Here is a 22,769-nt window from a genome sequence, read left to right as displayed (position 1 = left end):
GACCATTTGAACAACTTTCTTTACTCATTGCAATAGGTAAGTTTACCTAATGCATATATCTTATTGTTTTAACTACTTTATTAACAGGAAATTATGAATATGAACAAAGCCTGTTTAGCAAAACAAAAAAACAGGACAATTGACCGTACACACACGGGATTATTGCCAATTTTCGACAGTAACTGGAGAGACAATATGCGTCGCATTACGCTTGCTACAACATTGCTACTTGGACTTGTAACGAGTCAGGTTCAAGCATGGGGTCAAAATGGACACCGCATCGTTGGTGAATTAGCAGAGGCTCACTTAACTGAAACAACAAAACAAGCCATTCTTCCTTTATTAGAAGGTGATTCGCTTGCTGAAGTTTCGACTTGGGCTGATGAAATGCGTTCATCTCCAAATGAATTTTGGCAAAAAAAATCGACAAAGTGGCACTATATTAACGTGTCAGACCCAAAGAACATGCAACAACATGTCCACACCGATATTCATAGTAAAGAACAAGTAAAAAACATTCTTGATGGCATTTATTACACAATCAACACGCTAAAGTCTGAAAAGACAAGTATTGATGAAAAGCGTTTTGCAATGCGCTTCCTAGTTCACCTTGTCGGTGATAGCCACCAACCTTTCCATGCTGGACGTGCAGACGATCACGGCGGAAATAAAATTAAAGTTGAATTCTTCGGTAAGAATTCAAACCTACACAGTGTTTGGGATACTGAATTAATCCAGAACGAAAATTTATCTTTCACCGAATTTACTCGCTTTATCCAAACAGAGAATAAAGAACTGATTGCTGAGTATCTTGCAAGCACACCGGCTGACTGGCTGATTGAATCAAGCAACATTGCAGAAAGTATTTACAACGCGGAACAAACGGAAATGAAGTACCGCTACGTTTTTGACCATATGCCCATTGTCAAAACACGTTTAGTTCAAGGCGGTATCCGCCTTGCGGGTCTGCTGAACCTAATTTTTGATGGATCGATGCAAGCTAAAGCTAAGTCGCTTTCTAAGCCTCTTGCTTTGGAATCAGCAAATTAATCGTAAATCATAAAATACATCACACACGGGAAACAACACAATGAGAAACTTACGCTTATCGAAAGTAGCAGGCGCAATGGTGCTTGCACTTGGGGTAACGACAAGCGCGCTTGCTGCAGATACGTCATCTGCTATTCGCGGTAAAATTACAACACCAACTGGTGAAGCTGCTTCTAACGTTGAGATTACAATTATTCACGTGCCTACTGGTACTGTGAGTAAAGTGACAACAACTTCAGAAGGTTTTTATAGTGCTAAAGGTCTTCGCGTTGGCGGTCCTTACAACATCGTAATCGACTCTGACACGTTCAGCGATGCTGAGCTAAAAGACATTTACCTAGAACTTGGTGAAACTAAGCGTCTTAACTCTCAGTTAGAAGCGCTTAAAATGGAGAAAATCGAGGTAGCTGGCTACCGTATCGTACAACGTGCGGGCGGCTCTAACAGCGTATTCGGTGCAGACTCTATTAATAACACACCTAGCTTCAACCGCGATATCAAAGACATCGCTCGTTTGAACCCTCTAGCGTCTATTAACGGTAACGGCGAAATGACCATCGCGGGTAACAACCCACGTACAAACAGCCTTACTGTTGACGGTATCAGTCAAAATGATGATTTCGGTCTAAACTTTGGTGGCTACCCAACACAGCAACCTCCAGTTTCTCTTGACTCTATTGAACAGATCTCTGTTGACGTTTCTCCTTTCTCGGCAAAGAAAGGTAACTTCGGTGGCGGTACGATCAACGCGGTAACCAAATCTGGTTCAAATGAGTTCAAATTCTCATCATTTGCTGAAATTTCAACTCCAAGTATGTCTGGCGATACAGTACGTATCGATGAAATCACTGAAAACGGTAAGCCGGTTTTAGATGAAAACAACCACCGCACATACAAAATCGTTGAAGCAAAGCCAACGCAAACTGAAAAGCGCTATGGCTTCAACGTTGGTGGTCCGCTTATCAAAGACGAACTTTTCTTCTTCGTTGATTACAGCAACTGGTCAAGCAAATTAGACCTAGACTACGGTTTTGAAAACTCAGGTGCAGTAAACGAGTTTGACGTAACTCAAGCGCAATACGATGAGTTTGTTTCAATCCTGAACAACACTTATGGTGTTCAAGATGGCCTAGGTGGCGATCCAGAAGATACAAACGAAAAAGTGTTGGTTAAATTAAGCTGGAACGTAAACGCTCAGCACCGTGCAGACTTCACTTACCAGTGGCAAGATGACCGTGACGCGCGTGAGTTTGGTCTTGGCGGCAGTACAGTTAAATTCGCTTCAAATGGCTACACGTTCCAAACTAAATTTAACAACTTCGCAGCTAAGCTATACTCTGATTGGAGTGATGTATTCTCAACTGAAATTGGTCTTTCTTACAAAGACGTTTCAAGTGACAGCTTAACTTCATCAGATTTTGGTCAAGTTACTGTACGTACAGATGGTTACGGTAGTTCTTCATTCGTGTTCGGAACGGATACTTACCGTCACGCGAACTACGCAGAAAACCAAAACTTCGTATTAGATTTCGACGCAACATACCTATTGGATGAGCACGAAATTGGTTTTGGTCTACAGTACGAAAACCTGCGCCTTTACAACATTTTTGCACCAAACTCTAAAGGCTCATACATCTTCGATAACTTTGAAGATTTTACAAACGGTAATCTTTCGGTTAACCGTGGCAACTACGACTTCAACTACTCAAACGCATATACGGGTAACGTGGATGACGTAGCATACGATGCGCGTCGCAGCACGTTAGCGCTTTACGTAGAAGATACGTTCTACGTGACGGATGATGTTGAAGTAACAGCGGGTGTTCGTTATGAGCGTCTTTCTTCTGATGACAAACCATCATTGAACGAAACATTCCAGTCAACTTACGGCTACACAAACCAAGAGAACCTTGACGGTCTTGACATTATCCTTCCTCGTGTTGGCTTCAAGTACTATGCAACTGAGGCGTTAACGGTTAAAGGTGGTATCGGTCGTTTCCAAGGCGGTATTCCAAACGTTTGGTACAATGATCCATTCCAAAAAGATGGTATTACTTACGTAAATGCACCACGCTAGCGCAATTAACGAATACTTCGCAAACAACAAAGCAGACTTCCGTCAAGCGCCAACATTCTTGAATGATTCACTTGTTCAAGGTGCTGGTAGTGTTGCTTATATTGACCCGAATTTCGAATTACCTTCAACAATTCGTGCTCAAATTGGTTTCGAGTATGAGTTTGATTCAGAAATTTTTGGTGACGGCTACACATGGGAAGCTGAACTTAGCTACCACAAGAAAGAAAACGAAGTTGTATGGCATAACACGTCTATTCGTCCAGTAGGCACACTTGCTGACGGCGAGCGTATCGTTTACGAAAGTATTTACGAAGGCGACCGTCAAGACAACTGGGACATCATGTTAACTAACTCTGAAGATGATGGCCGTTCAATTATCTTCTCAACAGCACTTGCTAAAGAGTGGGATAACGGTGTTAGTGCAACAATTAGCTACGCACACCAAGACGTTGAAGAAGTACAAGCTGGTTCATCTTCACAAACAAACTCTAACTACAAGCACAGCTCAACGAAGAGCCGCAACGTAGATTTAGTGGGTCGTGGTTTCTATGAAGTTGAGCACAGCCTAAAAATCAACTTAGGTTACAAGCACGAATTCTTCGAAGGTTACAATACTCACTTTAACCTATTCTTCGAACGTCGTTCTGGCCGTCCAATGAGCTACACAATGGGCTTGTACAAAGACGAGCAATTGGGTGACTTCGGTTCAGACCTATACACACACAACGCTTACCTAGCGTACATCCCGACAGGTGCAGATGATCCAGCAGTAAACTGGGAAAAATCTAAAATCTCTTGGGAAGAGTTAGAAACGTTACTCAATGCAGCTGGCATTAAAGAACGTGGCAAAATCTTAGACCGCAATACAGCAACTCAACCTTGGGTTACTACAATGGATCTAAGCATTAAGCAAGATATCCCTGGTTTCAAAGCAGGTCACAAAGGCCAGATCTACTTCATGATCGACAACTTTGCTAACCTATTGAACAAAGATTGGGGTATTGAGCGTAAACTAGCTTACTCAGATCAGGTTCTTTACGATCTACGTGACGTAGACGACCAAGGTCGTTATGTTCTAGAGCGTAAGTTCAATGGTTCTGACGTTCGTAACTACTCTAAGATCGAGACAGGTGCATCGTCTTGGCAAATTAAAGTAGGCGTAAACTATAAGTTTTAATCCTCCCAGAATGTAAAGGCCACCAAACGGTGGCCTTTTTTGCACTTTTTCCTACCACTGAAACAAAACCGCAATACACTTCCCGTAAAATTACGTTATATTTTGTAGAATTTTAACTCAATTAGGTAAAGTTATGGCTGACCTATTAATAAAATGGAAATATAATAGGTCGAAATGATGAACCGATAAGAGTTCACGTTTAAAAACTCACTCTCAAACACGGGAAACAACAGAAAAATGAAACTACAAATGAGAAAAACGGCTCTGTCTCTAGCAGTTGCTGCGTTGGTAGGTGCAAGTGGTACTGCATTCGCTAACGAAACATCTTCAGCTGTTAAAGGTCAAATCGTTGGTCCAAATGGTAACCCTGCTGCAGGCACAACAATCACAATTATGCACGTTCCTTCAGGTTCAACGAAAGTTGTTGAAGTTAACGAAGCAGGTTATTTTAGCGCTAAAGGTCTTCGCGTTGGCGGTCCATACCAAATTATTGTTGATTCTGACAAATTTGAAGACCAACTTTTAGAGAACGTATATCTTTCTTTAGGTAACGACTACCCAGTAAACGTTCAACTACAAGCTAAAACGGACGTTGAACAAATCGTTGTTACTGGTCGCCCTATCAGTACAATGTCTGGTGGCACAGGTCCTGCTGCAACATTTACACTAGAAACACTAGAAAACGCACCAGCAATCAACCGTGACCTTAGCGACATCGTACGTGTTGACCCTCGTGTATACGTAGATGACAGCCGCGGCGCGATTCAGTGTGGTGGTGGTAACCCACGTTTTAACAGTTTAACGGTTGATGGCGTTCGTATGAACGACAACTTTGGCTTAGGTTCAAACGGTTACCCTACAGTACGCCCTCCTTTCTCATTCGACTCAATCGAACAAGTAGCAGTAGAACTTGCACCATTTGACGTTCAGTACGGTGGCTTCACTGCGTGTAACATCAACGCAGTTACAAAGTCTGGTACGAACGAGATTCACGGTGGCGTCTTCTACGATTACACAAATGATTCGATGAAGGGTGACAAATCTGACGGTAAAGATTACGACACAGGTGATTTCACTGAAAAACGTTACGGTTTCAATGTTGGTTTCCCTTTAATTAAAGACAACCTGTTTATGTTCGCTTCATACGAAAAGTTAGAAGGTGTAGAACAGTTTAGCTATGCAGGTTTTGACTCTGGTAAAATCAGCCAAGCTGAAGTAGATCGTATTATTGCTATCGCAAATGCTAAATACGGCTATAACGCTGGTGGTACACCTGGTAGCATGCCAGTAGATGATGAAAAAATTCTTCTTAAAATCGACTGGAACATTAACGAAGACCACCGTGCAAGTTTAGTTTACAACTATAATGATGGCTTTAGACTTTCTCAGTCTGACGGCGGTTCAAAAGTTGTTTCTTTAGATAGCCATTTTTATGAGCAAGGTACAGAGCTTAAGTCTATCGTTGCGTCTGTTTACTCAGATTGGTCTTCAGATTTCTCGACTGAAGTTCGTGTAGCTAAGCAAGATGTTGATGGTCGTCAAATTTCTCTAGATGCTGCTAGTGGTTTCGGTGAAGTACAAGTCAACACGGCTGGCGGAACAGTTTATTTAGGTCCTGATGATTCTCGTCAAGCTAACGACCTAGATTACGATACGTTCAGCGTTAAGGTTGCAGGTACTTATTACCTTGATAAACACACCATCACTGCAGGTTACGAATACGAAGACTTAAACGTATTTAACCTATTTATGCAGCACACTCAAGGTGAGTTCCGTTTCAATTCGATTGACGACTTTGAAGCAGGTCTAGCTTCTCGCGTGTACTACAACAATGCAGCTGGTACTAACAATCAAAATGATGTTGCGGCTTCATTCTCATATCAACTACATACGTTCTACGCTCAAGACGAATATAGCTTCGATGACATCGATGCTACATTAACATTCGGTCTACGCTACGACAAATACACAAGTGATGATCGTCCAAATTATAACGCTAAATTTGAAGAGCGTTATGGTTACTCAAACACGAAGAACATGGATGGACTTGATCTTATCCAACCTCGTATCGGTTTCCAATGGTATGTGGATGACGCTTTAGAAGTTCGTGCTGGCGCAGGTCTATACTCTGGCGGTAACCCGAACGTATGGGTATCAAATGCCTACTCAAATGACGGTGTAACACAAGTTGGTCTATCAAAGAAAAACGTAGCGTTATTCGATGTTCCTATGACTAACTTTGATGGCGGAACACCTGGTTTCGACGTACCACAATCAATGTACGATGAAATCGGTGCATTACCTGTAGGTGCAGGCGACGGTTCTACAAATGCCATCGATCCAAACTTCGAAATCCCATCTGAGTGGAAATATGCTCTAGGTGCAACTTATACGACTGAAAACGACTACGTAATCACGCTAGATTACTTGTACACAGACAAACAAGATTCAGCGACAACTATCGATGCGCCGTTGTTTGTTGCTGGTACAAGCTCAGTTGATGGTCGTGCACTGATCGATAGCATTAATGGTCGCTCTGGTGAGTACATCCTAACGAACGTTAAAGGCGAAGATGCGCGTTCATCTGTCATTTCCGCGGCAATCTCTAAGCAGTTTGATAATGGTATCGACTTTACGTTGACGTATGCTTATACCGATTCTAAAGACATTAACCCAATGACGAGTTCAACAGCTGGTTCGAACTACGGTAACCTTGCGGTTTCTAACGCTGTAAATCCTGGTCTTGCAACGTCAGATTACGAAGTACCACACCGTTTCACGTTCCAACTTGGCTACAAAACAGAATTTGTTGATGGCTATGCAACACGCTTCAACCTATTCGGTCAAGCAAGTGAAGGTCAACCTTACAGCTTCTTGTTCAACAAATCTGATTCACAGTTTGGTGATTCTAACTGGAACTCAGATGGTCGTCAGTTAATGTACGTACCACTTGAGAATGACGTAAACGTAGTTTATGACATGACAGGCGAAGAACTTGCAGCATTTAATGCGTTCATTGAAGATGAAAATCTACAACGTGGTCAAATCGCTGGCCGTAACGCGCAAAATGCGGATTGGTATGTCAAATTTGACTTAAAAGTAACGCAAGAAATCCCTGGTTTTGCTGAAGGTCACAAAGGCCAAGTATTCTTCACAATCAATAACTTAACTAACCTGTTAAATGATGATTGGGGTGTAATGAAGAAAGGTGACTTCGTTGGTAACCGCGTTGTTGATGTGAAATACGAAGATGGAAAGTACATCTACTCTAACTTCAGCGCATCATCACCGACTGTGCAAAAAGACCCATCACTATGGGAAATGCGTGTAGGCGTTCGCTACACGTTCTAATAGTTATTGAACATATAAAGCGCGACATGATGTCGCGCTTTTTTTATACACTCTTAAAAGGAAAATTTATGAGTAAATCACTAATAGCTTGCGCTATCGCCGCAGCTTTTTCATTTCCAACCTTAGCTTCAGACAATTTCGTTACAATCCATTCTGCGGATACACAAGAAACACAATCGGTGCAAAGTCTTGGTGCGTTTTGGCCTGATGTGCTTAAGAATATCAAAAGCGGTGCACGTAAAAAGATTGCATCAATTCTACTGGACCAAATTTTTGGTTTTGGCGGAGCTAACGCTGCTGACTTGTCGGAAGAAGCGCTTCGCAGAATTGAAGAAATAATCAAAAAAGAACTCGTTCAGCAAAATGTAAACGAGGTGCTCGGGTTGATAGACGCGTTAGATGACTCTATTGCATATTACAATTCCTCATCGGGTAGTAACGGTCTCCCTCTTTTAAACTCGTTATACTTAGATTCCCAAAAAATTGTAAATAGCTATATCTTCAACAAAGCAAGAAATGCAGAAAGTTTCTACTTAACCGAAACCTATGCCGCCGCCGTCACATTACATATGGCCATCACAACCGAGCTATATCTTAAAAATGCTGTAGATAAGAATTATCTAAAAAATATCGCACGTAAACACGTGTCAGTTTTACAAACAATGTATATGGATACCGTTTCAGATGTACATAAAAACATTTATTTAGGTGGAGGTCTTCCACCTGATGGTTATGAAAATCGAGTCCAATACTTTAATGAGTATCGCAGTCATATACCATGGGTGGTTGGTTACTACGGACCTGAAGAATGGCAAGAGCTCGTTGACCGCGAGACTGAAGACCGAAAAAATTACGTTGAGCGTATGACTTCTCTTTCCGTTGAAGTAATTGCGACACTCAATGACGTGATTGGTTCTTAACCAATATTAACACCAGAGCTAGACCTTATTAGGAGCCTAGCTCTTCTATGATTCGAAAAAGTACGTGTTTATCTTTCGTGCTTAGTTTCTCTAACAGAGATTTCTCCCATTCTATCGCTAAAGGCACCAAACGCGCATAGAGCGACTCACCTTGCGCAGTTAATTTAAGTAACGTTGCGCGTTTGTCTTTTTCGCTCATTTCACTTATTAGCATTCCCTGCTCTGCTAACTGTTTAACCGCCCGAGATACCGTCGATTTATCCATAGTAGCCAAGTCGCACAGTTGTTTTGCTGTACTTTGGGGGTGTTCAGCTAAATGAGCCAAGACACGCCATTGCGCTACACTTAACCCCGCTTCTTTTGCATATACTTTAGCGAATTCATCACTTACCTTAGCAGCAAGCTTTACCAACCTATAGGGTAAAAATTCGTTTAATTTCAATTCCATAAAACCTTGATTCAAACATGCAAATTTAGATACCTATTGTACACAAGTCTTTACAGCTAGAAAATAGCTGACGCTTGAAAATACTCTCATGTGAGAGTATCTTTATTTAAAACCCAAGTGGAGCAAGAATAATGACAACTGAATATCAATACTTAACCGGCTTCGGTAACGAATTCGAAACTGAAGCGTTACCAGGTGCCCTACCGATAGGTCAATTTTCACCACAAAAAGTAAAATATGATCTCTATGCTGAACAGTACAATACGACAGCTTTCACTGCCCCACGCGCCGATAACCGTCGCAACTGGTTTTATCGTATTCGTCCATCGGTTGTGCAAGGCGACTATGAACAAATAGATAATGGACATCTGCGCACTGCACCTATTACCGAAGTACCAACACCGCCAACAATGCTGCGCTGGAATCCAATTGCTATTCCGGCGACCCCTACAGATTTTGTCGATGGTCTTGTAACGATGGCAGCAAACGGTAGCGCGAATGGCCAAGCAGGTATTGGTATCCATGTTTACGTTGCCAATAAGTCGATGGAAGGTCGTTATTTTTACAATGCAGATGGTGAATTCTTGTTCGTCCCACAACAAGGTCAAATCGTACTGCACACTGAATGCGGTAAGTTGGCGATTAAACCTGGTGAAATAGCGGTGATCCCTCGTGGTATTAAATTCAATGTCGAACTTCTTAACGACACTGCTCGTGGCTATATTTGTGAAAACTACGGCCATCCGTATATATTACCTGAGCGAGGTCCTGTCGGTGCAAACGGATATACAAACCAACGTGATTTTCAATATCCAGTTGCTGCATTTGAAGATGTTGAAGGCGATTTTGAGTTAGTTGCCAAGTTTAATGGCAATTTGTTCCGCTGTGATATTGGTCACTCACCACTCGATGTCGTTGCCTGGACAGGCAACAGTGCACCTTACAAGTATGATTTAGCTCGTTTCAACGTAATGAACACGGTAAGTTTTGATCACCCAGATCCCTCTATCTTTACCGTACTAACGTCACCTTCAGGAACGCCCGGTGTTGCAAACGTCGACTTTGTGATATTCCCTCCTCGTTGGATGGTCGCTGAAAACACGTTCCGTCCACCGTATTATCATCGTAATATCATGAGCGAGTTCATGGGGTTAATTGAGGGTGTATACGATGCCAAAGAGCATGGATTTGTGCCTGGTGGCATGAGCCTTCACAACTGCATGTCTCCGCATGGACCTGAAGCAGATGTGTTTGAAAAGGCCTCAAATGCCGAGTTACAACCGCAACGCTATGAGAATACGTTAGCGTTTATGTTTGAATCACGCTACGTTATTTCACCAACAAAATACGCGTTAGAAGGTAAAGAGCGACAAACAAATTACCTTGATTGTTGGAAAGGAATTAAGAAATACTACAAAGGTGCATAATCACTTGCGCTGATTTTAGAATTACAAAGCACTCTTCGGGGTGCTTTCGTCGTGACTAAGGACAAACAATGAAATTATACAGTTATTTTCGCAGTTCGGCCGCCTATCGTGTGCGTATAGCCCTTAACTTGAAAGGATTAGCACATGAAATTAGCCCTGTTAATCTCTTGAAGTCAGAACAACACAGCAACGAATACACAAGCAAAAATGCACAAGGATTGCTGCCTGCCTTGGAAACCGAACACGGTGTATTAGCGCAATCCATGGCAATACTTGAATGGCTGGAAGACTATTCTCCAGATACGCCTTTATTACCGACTAATCCGTGGGACAAAGCTCAAGTGCGCAGTTTTTGCTATGCCATAGCGTGTGATATTCACCCAATCGACAACTTACGTGTATTGAAATATCTAGCCGCCGAGTCTCGGTGCAACTGATGAGCAAAAGAATACTTGGTATCGTCATTGGATTATTGAAGGTTTTAAAAAGTTAGAACCGCTTGTTGTGCCAGAAGGTCCATTTTGTTTTGGCGATAAAATCACACTTGCCGATATCTGTTTAGTGCCTCAAATCTTCAATGCACTTCGCTTTGAGGTTGATATGTCACCATTTCCTAAATTGCTAGCGGTTTATACGCATTGTAATCAGCTTCCTGCATTTGATGCCGCGCGTCCGGAAAATCAATCTGATGCACAGTAAAATAATAAAGGAGGGTTAGCCCTCCTTTATTATTTTAGTGCTAGGCTTAATTTGTCGAGATGTTCTCGAATATCTATTCCTAAATCGGTAAGGTAACCACCATCTCGACTGTCTGTAATACCTTTCTCAAACAATCGGTCAGCTGCTGCAACCATAGTAGGATCTGCGTCTTTATGTAGTTTTAGCCCTTGATACATACTTGAGTCTGGGAACTTAGAAAGTAAAATCAACTCATCTAACATATTTTTGTCTAACGCCATAATTTACCTACTCTTCTTTTTATATTGATACTCACAGATTTGTCACTATGCTTAATACCAAGCGTCGATTAGAAGCTCGCGGGTACACCCTGCTGTCTATCCAAATTCTATTTGGATTGCTCTATAGGTACGCTATGGTATTAACTAAGATTAGACGCAATGACGAAGAACGCCATGAAACGGATCAATTTATTGTTACTTAGTACGCTCCTATGCGCTACAAACTCTTATGCAGCAGAAACACCAAGAGTCTTCGTAGATATGCCGCGACGAGTTTGTTGGTATCAAGGACAAGAATACAGTGAAGGCTCGTTGATAAAACAGTTTGATTGGATATTTATATGTGCCAGTCGACATGAGAACGAAGAAAATGGAAATCTAATCTGGGTCAAGATTGATAATGAAGGCAACCGTATAGATAAACCGAAACGAGTAAATGTCCGAATAAATTAAAGTCGAGCATGTAACAATTTAGTTTACATGCTCTGACTACCTCATTTCATTCGTTCAAACTAGAAATTAATGGGTGCTATTAAATCAGCCTTTGCTCAAAGCTTGTTCCATTCGTCTAAGAATGCGGAATGGAAAATTTGTGTAACACCTTGAATTTTGGTTAACGAGTCAGAAGTTGACGCATATGTGTAGGTACCCACTTTCATTTCAGGCATAGATGAGCTGGTCTGAGCAACGTTTTGCACGTTTACCCCATCGTAGTGCAGATTGCCTTGTAGATCAGCAAATGACTGACCAAGCCACGGATCGCAAACGCAATAGTTGTTTACGGAGTTTTTATCAGCTGCATAGCCATTGTTTGAGACAATAACATAGGCATGATCGAAGTTTGTACCGTGATACCACCCAACCGTAAGATTACTAATTGCAGTATGTAAATCTTTATATTTCCCATCTTTTGGCAATGTCGTAAGTAACATATAAGCCAATAATGATGTTTCTCCACAATTTGCGGTCGCGTTGCTCGCGGCTCGTATCGCCAGATTTTCAAAGCTTTCTTTATTTGACCTCGCTAAAACACCTGCCTCTTCATTCCACTTTGGGTGTTTATTTCCGGCGTTCCAAAGTACTTTAAAATCTTTGAATGAGGCATAAACTTCGGCAAGTTTTTGAATGTTTAGGGCCGATTGTTGAGCATTCGTTGGTTTTGATTCCAGATCGATGGTTGTTTATCTCCGTTATTGATGAGTTGGTAGACTGCGGTAACTTTGTCTTCACCTAAAAAATCAACCATTGTACCAAGCCAAGACCCTCGGGTTTTCTTCAGATTGTCTAGGTCATCAAGTCTCAACCCAAGGTTTTGACCTATTTGCCGAATTCCCTCTCCATAACTGTTCAAGTTGCTACTACCAGTGATGAATTTGCGAACTGCACGTGCGGCGGCTGTACATACTTTTGTCATTTCTTGCTTAGTCATTGTAACTCTCCCTATCTCTCATTTACCGACGTTTAACGCATTCTTTTGCTAAAGAATGCATGAGATAAGTGTTACGTAAGCAAGACATTAAAACTGGTGATTTTCTACTGGAATTGAGGGTGAAACGAGGAAATCTCTCGTTTGTTTATACCGACCGTAGTGAGCCATTCGTACTTTATTTTGCTTTTAACTGAAAACAACTTGGCAGTTCACTCAGCCAAGCAAGCGACTTTTTGGGTGTGACCTCAGGCTGTTCAGGAACGATGAACACCATTCCAAATCGAGGTGCTAAATACTTATTAATCAATATCTTCATCTTAATGCTTTCCAATTGTTCAAATGACTTAGTCAATTGTTTCTTGGTCTCAGCATCGATAGCGGCACCTTGATTTTGTTTATCTGCGGATGAAAGCCAATACATAAGTGCTTTTTTGGATTCATCAGGGTAATTTTCTACAAATGTATTTATGGGGCTGAATAGTCGTTGGAAATTTAGCGTGTTCTTTTGAATGGCAAAGATGAGCAAGAGATTTGTTCCTGCCGTGATATTTCCAGATCGTTTATTGGTATCTTGAAATGCGACTAACGCCGAACGATAATATTCCTCGGCTTTTTCGATATTTCCTTGGTCAAGCTCCAACGTCCCTAAATTATTGTACACAGAAGCTAGTGCACGCTCATTTTTTAATTTAGCCGCGATTTCACCTGCTTTTTTATAATGGATTTTCGCCATTTCATCTTGATCTAGATGACGCTCTAAAATGCCTAAGCTAATTAAAATTCCTAATTTTTCTTTATCTGTTTGAGTTAGATAGAGAGCACACTCAAACGAAAGCTTTGATTCGTTCCAAAATCCGAGTTTGCGAAGAACAATACCTGTAATACGAAACACATCCCACGCATTTTCTTTAAAGTAGTCTTCGTGTTTTAGCTTAAATAACAACTCAATATCGAGTTCTACATCAATGAGATTGTTGGTACTCACCGCCGCTCTCATTTTGGCGATGTACCAGCGAAACAACTGAGATGCTTGGAAAGTAGACAAATCAACGTCAGAATGGAGTAATTCATAGGAGCGTGATGGAAGTACATTTAAATAGTCTTCGGCTTCTCGTAATATGTCGCTCGCGGAACGATCTTCCTGTGATTCTGCAAGGTCGCAGATCAATAGAAGGATTAGCGCCACCATAAAACAACGATAATTTCGCAAGACCACCTCCCAAGCTGGATCCGCGTGCGCTTATTGAGCCATATTAATCACACTCAAAGCGTACAACGTATAACGAAAAACCTAAGTAGCGACGCTATTAAAGAGGCTAAGCCATCTATCAATAGTAGACCATTTTAATACAGCCAAGCGGCTTTAAAATACCGACTTACTTCAAAAATTTCGAAGATCGACGCGATAACGATACATCAACTTCGATGGACAACGGGTGCGCTCATTTAGCCATATTAGTGAATTGCTTTCTGTAACTGCTCACTATTTTATCAACCGTTGGCTGCTCAGTTTCCCTATTACAAACAAAGTAGAGGCTCCGACAAACCATCCTGTAATGTATACAACTTCTCCAACGGCTCACTTAGCTCCCCATGCTCTTCTCGATACCGGTATTGAGCATCACTTAAGATCACAAGATCTAACGATTCCTTTCGAGTCGAAATAAGATTAAATACATTGTCGAAACTTGAGATCAAAATAAGTTGCTTCTCTTCAGAAAACCCATTTTCTAGAAGATACAGATGACTGTAGTTATTACGGATTACGGCCGTTTTGTATTTCTTTGCGTCTTCCAAACTATTTATTTTAATTTTTGCCGATTTCAAACCATAAAATGACGTAGTGAATTTTCCTACGGGAAACATCCATAAAAATTGTTCTTCCCGCGTTGGTAATCGCGCTACCGAAAAGAGGCACGTATCAGGGCGCCTAAGTACCGCATTATAAGCAATAGCCCAATTGACCAATGAGATCTCATATTGAACTTGTGATAAGTTAAGCACCTGTCGAACGATATCAGCGGCGCTGCCAATTAGCTCACCTTTACCATTCAAATACTGATAATCGGGGAATTCCTCAGTTACAACGTTGAGCACCTTAGCGAACGTCGTTTGACTAAACAAAACGAGCATCAGAAAAAAACTGAAGCGGTAACGTAATATTCCCAAAGAAAGTCCAACAAAAAGAGATTGATGTATAAAATATAGTTGAATTTTCGAAGATTAAAAAAGCCCCTTATGGGGCTTATTTTATTTATTCATCGCATTTAGCAAAAAGGCGGATAATTTTGCCCCTTCTTTGAGGGTTGTTTCCGAGCTAGATTTTCCTTCGAGAGAGCTATCTGTAAATGGTGCAATCTCCATCATGTCAGCCCCTGTTATTGGGAAATGCTCACTCAATTTCGTTAGAATGATCATCGCTTCATCCGGAGTAAGACCACCTGATTCCGGCGTCCCTGTCGCTGAGGCATATTCGGCATCCAATGCGTCGATGTCAAAACTAACGTAGAGTTCGTCGACTGCATCTTGTTTTAATTGCGCGATGACCTCATCTGCAATGGCATCCGCGCCTTTTTCCCTAATTTCGTGTGCCCAGTGTTGTTTTACACCAAAGGTTGATTCCCAGTGCTCTTTATTTTTACCACTCGAACGAATTCCAAACTGAATCAAATGATGCGGTGCAGGTAAAAACTCTAGAATATGCGTACACCAAGAGCCAAAACACAGATCAATTCCTAAGCGTTCCACAAGAAGGTCAGTATGTGCATCAAAATGAATAATGGCGGTGCGTTTCCCTTCTGCCCGTTTGGCCTTCAAGTAAGACTTAGTTAATGGGTAACTAATTGAATGGTCGCCTCCAATACCAAAAATCCCTTTGTCTGGAAAGTTAGCATAAAAACCATCACATACGTCTTCTGTGATAGAAAGCGGACTAACATGATATTCGCTAGCTTGCTGTTGATAGAGCGCATTTTGACAACGGCTGATCGTTTCTGGATTGAGATATTTATCATGCAGTAGGTGTGGAATAACTCGCACATCACCAAGGTCAAACGTCATCGACTCTGGATGGTTTTCCAGTAAGGTTGAACGCAAAAATAGAGGACCCCAGTTTGCACCACGCAAAATGCCCCCACCACAGTCTGAACTAATCCCCAAAATGGCCGCCTTGCGAGCGTCATCGGGTAACTTATCTAGAGACTCAAGCCAAAGAGGATGGATATCATCGGCTTGACCAAATTGCTTTTCTCTCAGTGCCGATTTACGTTCTTTCGCTGTATTTACCGTAAATACACCGTCTCCTGGTGGACATAAACAATTTGCCAGTTTTTCTTTATATGATTGCCAATTGCTGCTCATGGCGAGTCTCCTGTCGATGTTCGTTGCATAGACATGCATTGCACAAAATGTTCATTTCTTTCTAGGTTCTCGAATAAAGCGAGACGCTTATCTACTTTCTTGTTACGTTCTAGACGTTTGAAGAAATCCACATCAATCTTTAAATTTCATAAGGTTAGCTAAAAACCCATGTATTTTTATTGAGAACAGCCAAGCGAAAGAAATAGTGATTAGCGCAGGTATAACAAGGTCAGAGCATAAGTCAAGCTAGTGCACCACGGTCTTAGTTGCACTAGCTGCTTGAATATTCAATAGTTTTGAATAGCGACCTATTCGTAATGGCGAGGCTTTTTAGTTTTGATGATTGCAATGTATCCATGCCAGCTCGCGTAACTTAGGAGCGGCATGATGATAATAAAACCAGCTGCGCCTGTTAAAAATCCCAACAGCACTAACACGCTGATAGTTGCACACCAGACGACCATCGCGGGCACATTAGTTCGCACAGCATGAAGGCTCGAAACCACCGCGGTCATCACATCAACTCGACGCTCGAGCATGATTTGCGGAGTAAAGGCAGATATCGCGAAAACAGCCACTAGCAATACACCACCAACAATCGAGCCTAAAGTCAAAAACGCACTTAGCTCTTCCAAGCTCGGGTTAGGAGAATTGGGATATAAGGCGTAAATAAGCGCAGCCAAGCGCATCCAAACAATCATTAATACAAGCAAAAGAACTGCAAAACCCCATTCTCCCGCTGGGTTTCTAAACATCGACTTTAGACTATGTCCCAATGTAGGTTGATGCCCTTTTTCAAGCTCCCAAGCAACATCATATAGCCCAGCTGAAAACGACGGGCCGATAAGTGCAAATGCAACGGCTGCGGGTAAAATAACATGTGGCGAGCCTGAATTTAGCACAAACCACATAATAGCAACTGGTATAAGTGTAAACACTAAGCCGTACACGAGGCTCAACAGTGGCGCTCGCGCCATGTCTTTGAACCCGAGAGCAAGCCAATGAAAAGGAGCAAAAGCAGAAATTTTGTTACTATCAAAACAGCGTGCAAATTCAACCCTGTCTAACGAACGTGTTGTTGGCATAGTACACTCCATCATTATCATTAAGTTTATCGATCCAAAAAGATTAGTCGCTCATTCGATGTATTTTTAACCAGGTTTTAAAACACAAAAATGCAAACAATGTCACACCTTCATTAATAAAGGTTTAGGTTATACTCAATAAAGATGCAAATAGTCTGTGATATAGCTCAATCAGGACAAGTGTCCTGTACTTTATACTTGTGGTTCTTAACATTACACTTTGACTTAAAATAGAGTTGCTAACTATGGAAAAGGTATTTCACCTAGGACTAACCAAGGCCGATTTAAAAGGCGCTAAAATCGCAATCGTACCTGGCTGCCCAGACCGAGCGAAACGCATCGCTGAACGTATTTCTACCGCTCAATGCCTAAATAAAACTCGTGAATTTCACATTTATCTTGCTGAGCTTGAAGGTCACTCAATTGTGGTATGTTCAACGGGTATCGGTGGTCCTTCTACTTCGATTGCAGTTGAAGAATTGGCACAGCTGGGGGTTGAAACATTCTTGCGAGTAGGAACAACTGGTGCAATACAGCCTCACATTAATGAAGGTGATGTGTTAGTTAGTACAGCTTCCGTGCGTCTTGATGGTGCAAGCCAGCATTTTGCACCGCTTGCATACCCTGCAGCAGCTGACTTTTACTGTACACAAGCCATGGTAAATGCCTGTCATACAGTTGGCGTGCCATTCCATGTAGGTATTACTGCTTCTAGCGACACATTCTATCCTGGTCAAGAACGCTACGACACGCATTCAGGTTATGTGCTAAAAGCGTTCCAAGGTTCATGTCAAGAATGGCAAAAGCTAAACGTAATGAACTACGAAATGGAGTCGGCAACGCTATTTACAATGTGCGCGGCTATTGGCCTAAAAGCGGGCTGTGTAGCTGGAGTACTAGTGAACCGTACTAAACAAGAAATTCCAAATGTGGATCATGGAATGGTAGAGAACAATGCCGTTGGAGTCGTAATTGAAGCCGCGCGCAGCTTAATCAAAAACGAAGTGAAGTAATCTTCACTACATGATTTAAAAAGTGAAAAAAGCACCAAATGGTGCTTTTTTGTTTCATACCTAAATACAGAATTAAACTAGTCGTACTTTTACGTGGTTAAGTTCAACCTCATAGAGCAGGCTATTTAATACTGCCTTAGCCACATCTAGCTGATTTTCCTTACCTTCAATTTCTAGTAAGGTGATTTTGTGAATTCGGCACTCATCAATTGATAAACCAGCAAGTTCCATTTGGCTAAGCGCACTTTGCAGCGGCGACAAGCTAGGACTATACGCAGCATTTTCAATGTAACTTCCGACAAAATTGCCGTGTTCCGTTTCTATCTCTACTGCGCTGTAGTTACCTGAGTATGGTGCATATGAACGAGAAGCCGCTTTGAGCAACGAATCAGATACATGCTCAATGGCTTGAAGCCTAACCGGCTCAGAATTAAACACACTTTGTGAATTCCCGAGGTCATTCGGACCAAAGTCTTCTGGCAATAGATGTCGCAAAGTTGTTTTTTTATGAGGCAGGGTGACGTTCAGTTCATCCGCATTATGAAGTTCATTCATAAATTGACGACAATAACCACAGGGTGCATCTGTAATCGCGATTAAATCGACTTTTGCGGCACCATTTGACCAAGCATTGTTTATTGCGGATTGTTCTGCGTGTACAACTAAACTGAGCGCTTCATGGGCAAATTCGAGGTTAGCGCCAAAATAGAGGTCACCGAATTCTTCGAGGTTACGGTCTAGCGCGATTGCACCCACGTAGAAATTTGAAATTGGAGGTTTTGCGAATTTTGCAGCTACTGGGAGTAATGCAAGCATCAACGCTTCGACATCCATACCCAGTGACTTACATAATTGTTTAACTTCAGAATTTAGTAGCTTTCCACGAGATGCCTTAATACGCTCATAAAGCGATTGGAGCATGTCCTGACTTAACATTCTTTTCTGTTTCTTGTTGTTTTAAAGGGCCGACCAGTCTATTTGCAAAAAACTTAATTGGCAAGTGTTGGCGATGAAATACTACCAAGCCATTGTTTTGCTTGCTTAAAACAGTCAAAATTTTCAGCAACAACATCGAAGCGCTTTGCTTTTTGTAAGAATAGATCGTGCATAAAGCCTTTAAATCCGACGACTCTTGCTACAACCAACCCATTTAGGTAATGTGCAACACTTGGCATGATGTTCACGATATCAATCGCGGCAAACTGATGCTCAAGCTCAATGACATCAATCAGCACTTTGGTGCAATCGTGAGATTTTGCATACTCATTCGCAATTTTGTATACGCTAATCACATCCTGTGCTGAAATTTTCCCTCGCAGCGTCATCATGACTAACTTAGTCGTCTCATCATAAGTAATACTGGTTGAAAACTGGTTCATATTTGCCTTGCTCGGTTTTGCTTTTCGCTGTTCATTAACTGGTATAACCAGCGCATATTATGAGATTTGGACCCAAAGTCAATAAAGCAATAATAAAAACCTAATTTATGGACAATAAAACAGAAAAAGGGATGAGTTTTTGTGGCGAATTTCAAAATCCAAATGTAAATAAATTGAGAATTTTAGTGGCTAAGCTACTACCAATATAAGTATCGAAAAGCGAATATTAGTCTTTCTGTATAAATAACGTACTGAAATACCATTTTAGCTCTCTATTTTACCAAAATACGCAATAAATCATACTTTTAAATGCACCTTGTTTTTGGGTTCAAAACCCAACGGGGTTTTAATAGAAGGAATGTAAAAAAGGGAGCATTCCGCTCCCTGATTTGGTCTATAACGAACTGTTAGCCAGTATTGCGCATACCTGCTGCAATACCCGTCATCGTGATCATTAAGGCTTTATCAACATGGGAATTCACCTCCTGCTGATTTTCACGAGAGCGCTTTAACAATTCCACCTGTAAAAGATTCAACGGATCAGTATAAGGGTTTCTCAAATTGATGGATTCACGGATCCAAGGTTGACCGGCAAGCAAGGTGTGTTCCTTGCAAATTTCTCGGACGAGCTTAATGGCATCCGCTAATTCACTACGTAACGTTTCACCTAAATGGCGGTATTGCGTTTCGACCAACCCTTGTTCGTAATGTTCGCTAAGCCAACTGTCGGCTTTACAAAAGACCATTTCTAACATTTCTAACCGTGTTCTAAAAAATGGCCATGTTTGGTTCATTTCTTGTAACGTATCGATACCAAACTTCTCAATTGCAACTTCGAGTCCTTTGCATGCACCAAGCCAAGCTGGTAGCATCAAACGGTTTTGACTCCAAGCAAAAATCCAGGGTATTGCTCTTAGACTTTCCACTCCACCTTGCGGGTTACGCTTCGCAGGCCTTGAACCCAACGGTAACTTTGCCAGTTCAACTTCTGGCGTTGCCATTCTAAAATAAGGTACAAAGTCTTTATCTTCACGCACAATCTCTCTATAACGTGCACAAGAAGCATCAGCGATGACGTCCATGACGTCTTTCCATTTTGCTTCCGGATTTGGTGGTGGTAGCAAATTGCTTTCAAGCACAGCACCTGCGTAGATGTGTAAGCTTTGCAACGCGACATCAGGTAGACCAAACTTAAATCGGATCATTTCTCCTTGTTCAGTTACGCGCAAACCGCTCTTCAGAGAACCTGGTGGTTGTGAACGAAGTGCTTGCGCTGCAGGCGCCCCTCCTCGACCAATTGTGCCTCCACGACCGTGGAACAGGACAAGTTCAATACCCGCTTGTTCTGCTAAGTCAACTAACTCATCCATTGTTCGATATTGCGCCCAACCTGCAGCCATCATACCCGCATCTTTTGCAGAGTCTGAGTAACCAATCATAACGTACTGCTTGTTAGCAATGTGTCCCCGATACCACGTACTGGCTAACAAATCTTTAATTACGTCGTAACCGTTATTTAAGTCGTCCAGCGTTTCAAACAAAGGTGCCACTGGTAAGTTAAAGCTGCAACCGCTTTCCTTTAGTAACAAATGAACGGCGAGCACGTCTGAAACGGTTCTTGCCATTGAGATGATGTAAATGCCAAACGCACTGGGGTCTTGTCTCGCAATAACATCAAAGGTATCGAGTACTTCTTGAACTTCAGCGGAGGGATTCCAGTGCTTAGGCATCAAAGGACGGCGAGAGTTAAGCTCCGCTAATAAGAATGCTTGCTTATCCTGCTCTTCCCATTGCTGATAATCTCCAATACCCAAATATCGGGTTAATTCAGAGAAAACTTGTGCGTGACGTCCAGAATCCTGTCTCACATCAAGACGAACCAATCTCAAACCAAAACACGCAATACGACGCAACGTGTCGAGCAGTAAGCCGTCAGCAACGACTTTCATATTACATTTAATCAGTGAACGATAACAAAGTTCAAGCGGTTCTTTGAGTTGATCCACGTCTGTGATTTTGTCAACCGCGCCTGTTGGCAAACCTTTTATTTTGGCATCCAAAAACTCGACAGTTTGCGAAATATCCGATTTGAGTTTTTTTAACACAACGCGATACGGTTCGCTTACTTTTCCAGTTTTAGCAAGTAGTTCTTCACTTGCATCAACCATTGAGAGACTCAGCACTGAGTTTATCGATGTCTCTCGCGTAAAGGTCAAGCGCCATCCAGCGTCCGTGATCCAGCACTTTCTCTGTCACAAGCGCCGTTACAAATGGGTTACCATCTCGGTCTCCCCCCATCCACGAGGTGAACTGAACTGGCATAAAATCTTGTGGCAACGTTAGCGCCAACGTGTCTTTTACCGATTTCGCAAATTCATCGACAAACCGAGGGATCGCTTCCCAAAGGCTATTTTCAATTACAGCAAAGCCCCACTTCGCTTCATCGAGCGGTGTTGGACGGCTATCTCGGATGTCATTGGTATGCCACGCTTGGCAAATTAGTTGTTCAAGTCGAGCATGAACGCGAGCGCGCTCTTCTTCACTCAGACTCGTTCTTTCGAGTTGACCAAGGCAATCACTCATTTCAATATGTTTGCTAATGATCGTACGACGCGTTACTTCGGTCGGGTGTGCCGTTAGTACCATGTCCATTTTAAGTTGAGCTATCGATTGCGCAACCTGATTAATATCTAAAGCATTTTCATCAATTTTGTGCTTAAGGTGACGTAAAGTTTGAGTGAGAGGGCTGATGTTGCAAACTGCACGTTGGCTTTCTTTGGAAATGGTATGAAACTGTTCTGCTACGTTGGCTAGGTTTAAAAAGTGATTGAATGCCCTTGTTACCGGCAACAATTCCTCATCTTTCAGGCCATGAAGAATGTCGATAAGCGCTTGTCTGTCCGTTTCATTGCCGCTGCGTGATGATTTGGATAGATGGCGGATCTCTTCAACTTTCTCTAAGAGTGCGGTGCCTTGAGCTTCCTCAATTGTTCTACCAAGCAACTGGCCAAGCATACCTACGTTAGATCGTAATGCTGCATATTGTTCACTCATATTTACTCCTTCGCTTTGATGATGTCCTCTATACTGACGA

16 protein-coding genes and 3 pseudogenes are annotated in these 22,769 nt (G+C 41.9%); 8 read left to right on the top strand and 11 right to left on the bottom strand.

Going from position 1 to position 22,769, the window contains the following annotated elements; all coding sequences use genetic code 11:
• Positions 1 to 195 precede the first annotated feature (195 nt).
• The 4 genes and pseudogenes from J5O05_RS19860 to J5O05_RS19845 all read left to right on the top strand — a co-directional run bounded on the left by J5O05_RS19860 (position 196) and on the right by J5O05_RS19845 (position 8,575).
• Complete coding sequence (locus J5O05_RS19860) at positions 196 to 1,050, top strand: S1/P1 nuclease (protein WP_208845398.1); 855 nt, start codon at positions 196 to 198, stop codon at positions 1,048 to 1,050.
• A gap of 40 nt (positions 1,051 to 1,090) precedes the next feature.
• Positions 1,091 to 4,304, top strand: a pseudogene (locus tag J5O05_RS19855) (TonB-dependent receptor).
• Positions 4,305 to 4,541: 237 nt separating this feature from the next.
• Positions 4,542 to 7,655, top strand: coding sequence for a TonB-dependent receptor (locus J5O05_RS19850; protein ID WP_208844690.1), 3,114 nt, complete (start codon positions 4,542 to 4,544; stop codon positions 7,653 to 7,655).
• A gap of 68 nt (positions 7,656 to 7,723) precedes the next feature.
• Positions 7,724 to 8,575, top strand: a complete 852-nt coding sequence (locus J5O05_RS19845) for a hypothetical protein (protein WP_208844689.1) — start codon at positions 7,724 to 7,726, stop codon at positions 8,573 to 8,575.
• Between the two features lie 28 nt (positions 8,576 to 8,603).
• Here the strand turns inward: J5O05_RS19845 and J5O05_RS19840 are convergent, their stop codons facing one another.
• Entirely contained in the window at positions 8,604 to 9,023 is a 420-nt protein-coding gene (locus tag J5O05_RS19840) for a MarR family winged helix-turn-helix transcriptional regulator (RefSeq protein WP_208844688.1), read from the bottom strand.
• Positions 9,024 to 9,154: 131 nt separating this feature from the next.
• Here J5O05_RS19840 and hmgA point away from each other — a divergent pair, with 131 nt between their 5' ends.
• Together hmgA and maiA are read left to right on the top strand one after the other, a co-directional pair.
• The gene (gene hmgA, locus J5O05_RS19835; protein ID WP_208844687.1) at positions 9,155 to 10,450 is read left to right on the top strand and encodes a homogentisate 1,2-dioxygenase; all 1,296 of its coding nucleotides are present in this window, start codon (positions 9,155 to 9,157) and stop codon (positions 10,448 to 10,450) included.
• A 68-nt stretch (positions 10,451 to 10,518) separates the two neighbouring features.
• Positions 10,519 to 11,149 (top strand): annotated as a pseudogene (gene maiA, locus J5O05_RS19830) (maleylacetoacetate isomerase).
• A gap of 29 nt (positions 11,150 to 11,178) precedes the next feature.
• Here the strand turns inward: maiA and J5O05_RS19825 are convergent.
• Positions 11,179 to 11,409 carry a TIGR02647 family protein gene (locus J5O05_RS19825; RefSeq protein WP_208844686.1) on the bottom strand — a complete coding sequence of 77 codons (231 nt, stop codon included), beginning with the start codon at positions 11,407 to 11,409 and terminating at the stop codon, positions 11,179 to 11,181.
• Positions 11,410 to 11,568: 159 nt separating this feature from the next.
• Between J5O05_RS19825 and J5O05_RS19820 the strand changes: the two genes are divergently transcribed.
• A complete protein-coding gene (locus J5O05_RS19820; RefSeq protein WP_208844685.1) occupies positions 11,569 to 11,862 on the top strand; it encodes a DUF1496 domain-containing protein in 294 nt (97 codons plus the stop codon).
• 95 nt (positions 11,863 to 11,957) lie between these two features.
• Here J5O05_RS19820 and J5O05_RS19815 read toward each other — a convergent pair whose 3' ends face one another.
• The 6 genes from J5O05_RS19815 to J5O05_RS19790 form a co-directional block, all read right to left on the bottom strand.
• Positions 11,958 to 12,350: a hypothetical protein gene (locus tag J5O05_RS19815; protein ID WP_208844684.1), complete on the bottom strand. Its 393-nt coding sequence runs from the start codon at positions 12,348 to 12,350 to the stop codon at positions 11,958 to 11,960.
• Positions 12,351 to 12,538: 188 nt separating this feature from the next.
• Positions 12,539 to 12,838, bottom strand: a complete 300-nt coding sequence (locus tag J5O05_RS19810) for a hypothetical protein (RefSeq protein ID WP_208844683.1) — start codon at positions 12,836 to 12,838, stop codon at positions 12,539 to 12,541.
• A gap of 175 nt (positions 12,839 to 13,013) precedes the next feature.
• A complete protein-coding gene (locus J5O05_RS19805; RefSeq protein ID WP_208844682.1) occupies positions 13,014 to 14,048 on the bottom strand; it encodes a tetratricopeptide repeat protein in 1,035 nt (344 codons plus the stop codon).
• Between the two features lie 308 nt (positions 14,049 to 14,356).
• Positions 14,357 to 15,007 carry a type 2 periplasmic-binding domain-containing protein gene (locus J5O05_RS19800; RefSeq protein WP_244370097.1) on the bottom strand — a complete coding sequence of 217 codons (651 nt, stop codon included), beginning with the start codon at positions 15,005 to 15,007 and terminating at the stop codon, positions 14,357 to 14,359.
• Between the two features lie 81 nt (positions 15,008 to 15,088).
• The gene (locus tag J5O05_RS19795) at positions 15,089 to 16,198 is read right to left on the bottom strand and encodes an arginase family protein (protein ID WP_208844681.1); all 1,110 of its coding nucleotides are present in this window, start codon (positions 16,196 to 16,198) and stop codon (positions 15,089 to 15,091) included.
• Between the two features lie 308 nt (positions 16,199 to 16,506).
• On the bottom strand, positions 16,507 to 17,283 hold the full coding sequence (locus J5O05_RS19790) for a DUF2189 domain-containing protein (RefSeq protein ID WP_208844680.1): 777 nt from the start codon (positions 17,281 to 17,283) through the stop codon (positions 16,507 to 16,509).
• 245 nt (positions 17,284 to 17,528) lie between these two features.
• Here J5O05_RS19790 and udp point away from each other — a divergent pair, with 245 nt between their 5' ends.
• The gene (udp, locus tag J5O05_RS19785) at positions 17,529 to 18,296 is read left to right on the top strand and encodes a uridine phosphorylase (protein WP_208844679.1); all 768 of its coding nucleotides are present in this window, start codon (positions 17,529 to 17,531) and stop codon (positions 18,294 to 18,296) included.
• A 72-nt stretch (positions 18,297 to 18,368) separates the two neighbouring features.
• Here udp and cdd read toward each other — a convergent pair whose 3' ends face one another.
• The 3 genes and pseudogenes from cdd to ppc form a co-directional block, all read right to left on the bottom strand.
• Positions 18,369 to 19,232 carry a cytidine deaminase gene (cdd, locus tag J5O05_RS19780; protein WP_208844678.1) on the bottom strand — a complete coding sequence of 288 codons (864 nt, stop codon included), beginning with the start codon at positions 19,230 to 19,232 and terminating at the stop codon, positions 18,369 to 18,371.
• 53 nt (positions 19,233 to 19,285) lie between these two features.
• Complete coding sequence (locus J5O05_RS19775; protein WP_208844677.1) at positions 19,286 to 19,675, bottom strand: hypothetical protein; 390 nt, start codon at positions 19,673 to 19,675, stop codon at positions 19,286 to 19,288.
• Positions 19,676 to 20,082: 407 nt separating this feature from the next.
• Positions 20,083 to 22,729, bottom strand: a pseudogene (gene ppc / locus J5O05_RS19770) (phosphoenolpyruvate carboxylase).
• Positions 22,730 to 22,769: the final 40 nt, after the last annotated feature.

Origin of the sequence: Pseudoalteromonas xiamenensis (assembly GCF_017638925.1) — a bacterium.
Lineage (GTDB): Bacteria > Pseudomonadota > Gammaproteobacteria > Enterobacterales > Alteromonadaceae > Pseudoalteromonas > Pseudoalteromonas xiamenensis.
The sequence above is the reverse complement of the archived record's forward strand: the minus strand, read 5'-3'. Positions and strand labels throughout refer to the sequence as shown.

Coding starts and splice junctions, on each gene's coding strand:
- J5O05_RS19825 (WP_208844686.1), bottom strand. CDS start 11,409: ATGGCGTTAGACAAAAATATGTTAGATGAGTTGATTTTACTTTCTAAG.
- J5O05_RS19810 (WP_208844683.1), bottom strand. CDS start 12,838: ATGACTAAGCAAGAAATGACAAAAGTATGTACAGCCGCCGCACGTGCA.
- hmgA (WP_208844687.1), top strand. CDS start 9,155: ATGACAACTGAATATCAATACTTAACCGGCTTCGGTAACGAATTCGAA.
- J5O05_RS19820 (WP_208844685.1), top strand. CDS start 11,569: ATGACGAAGAACGCCATGAAACGGATCAATTTATTGTTACTTAGTACG.
- J5O05_RS19840 (WP_208844688.1), bottom strand. CDS start 9,023: ATGGAATTGAAATTAAACGAATTTTTACCCTATAGGTTGGTAAAGCTT.
- J5O05_RS19850 (WP_208844690.1), top strand. CDS start 4,542: ATGAAACTACAAATGAGAAAAACGGCTCTGTCTCTAGCAGTTGCTGCG.
- J5O05_RS19795 (WP_208844681.1), bottom strand. CDS start 16,198: ATGAGCAGCAATTGGCAATCATATAAAGAAAAACTGGCAAATTGTTTA.
- J5O05_RS19860 (WP_208845398.1), top strand. CDS start 196: ATGCGTCGCATTACGCTTGCTACAACATTGCTACTTGGACTTGTAACG.
- J5O05_RS19775 (WP_208844677.1), bottom strand. CDS start 19,675: ATGAACCAGTTTTCAACCAGTATTACTTATGATGAGACGACTAAGTTA.
- udp (WP_208844679.1), top strand. CDS start 17,529: ATGGAAAAGGTATTTCACCTAGGACTAACCAAGGCCGATTTAAAAGGC.
- J5O05_RS19790 (WP_208844680.1), bottom strand. CDS start 17,283: ATGCCAACAACACGTTCGTTAGACAGGGTTGAATTTGCACGCTGTTTT.
- J5O05_RS19845 (WP_208844689.1), top strand. CDS start 7,724: ATGAGTAAATCACTAATAGCTTGCGCTATCGCCGCAGCTTTTTCATTT.
- cdd (WP_208844678.1), bottom strand. CDS start 19,232: ATGTTAAGTCAGGACATGCTCCAATCGCTTTATGAGCGTATTAAGGCA.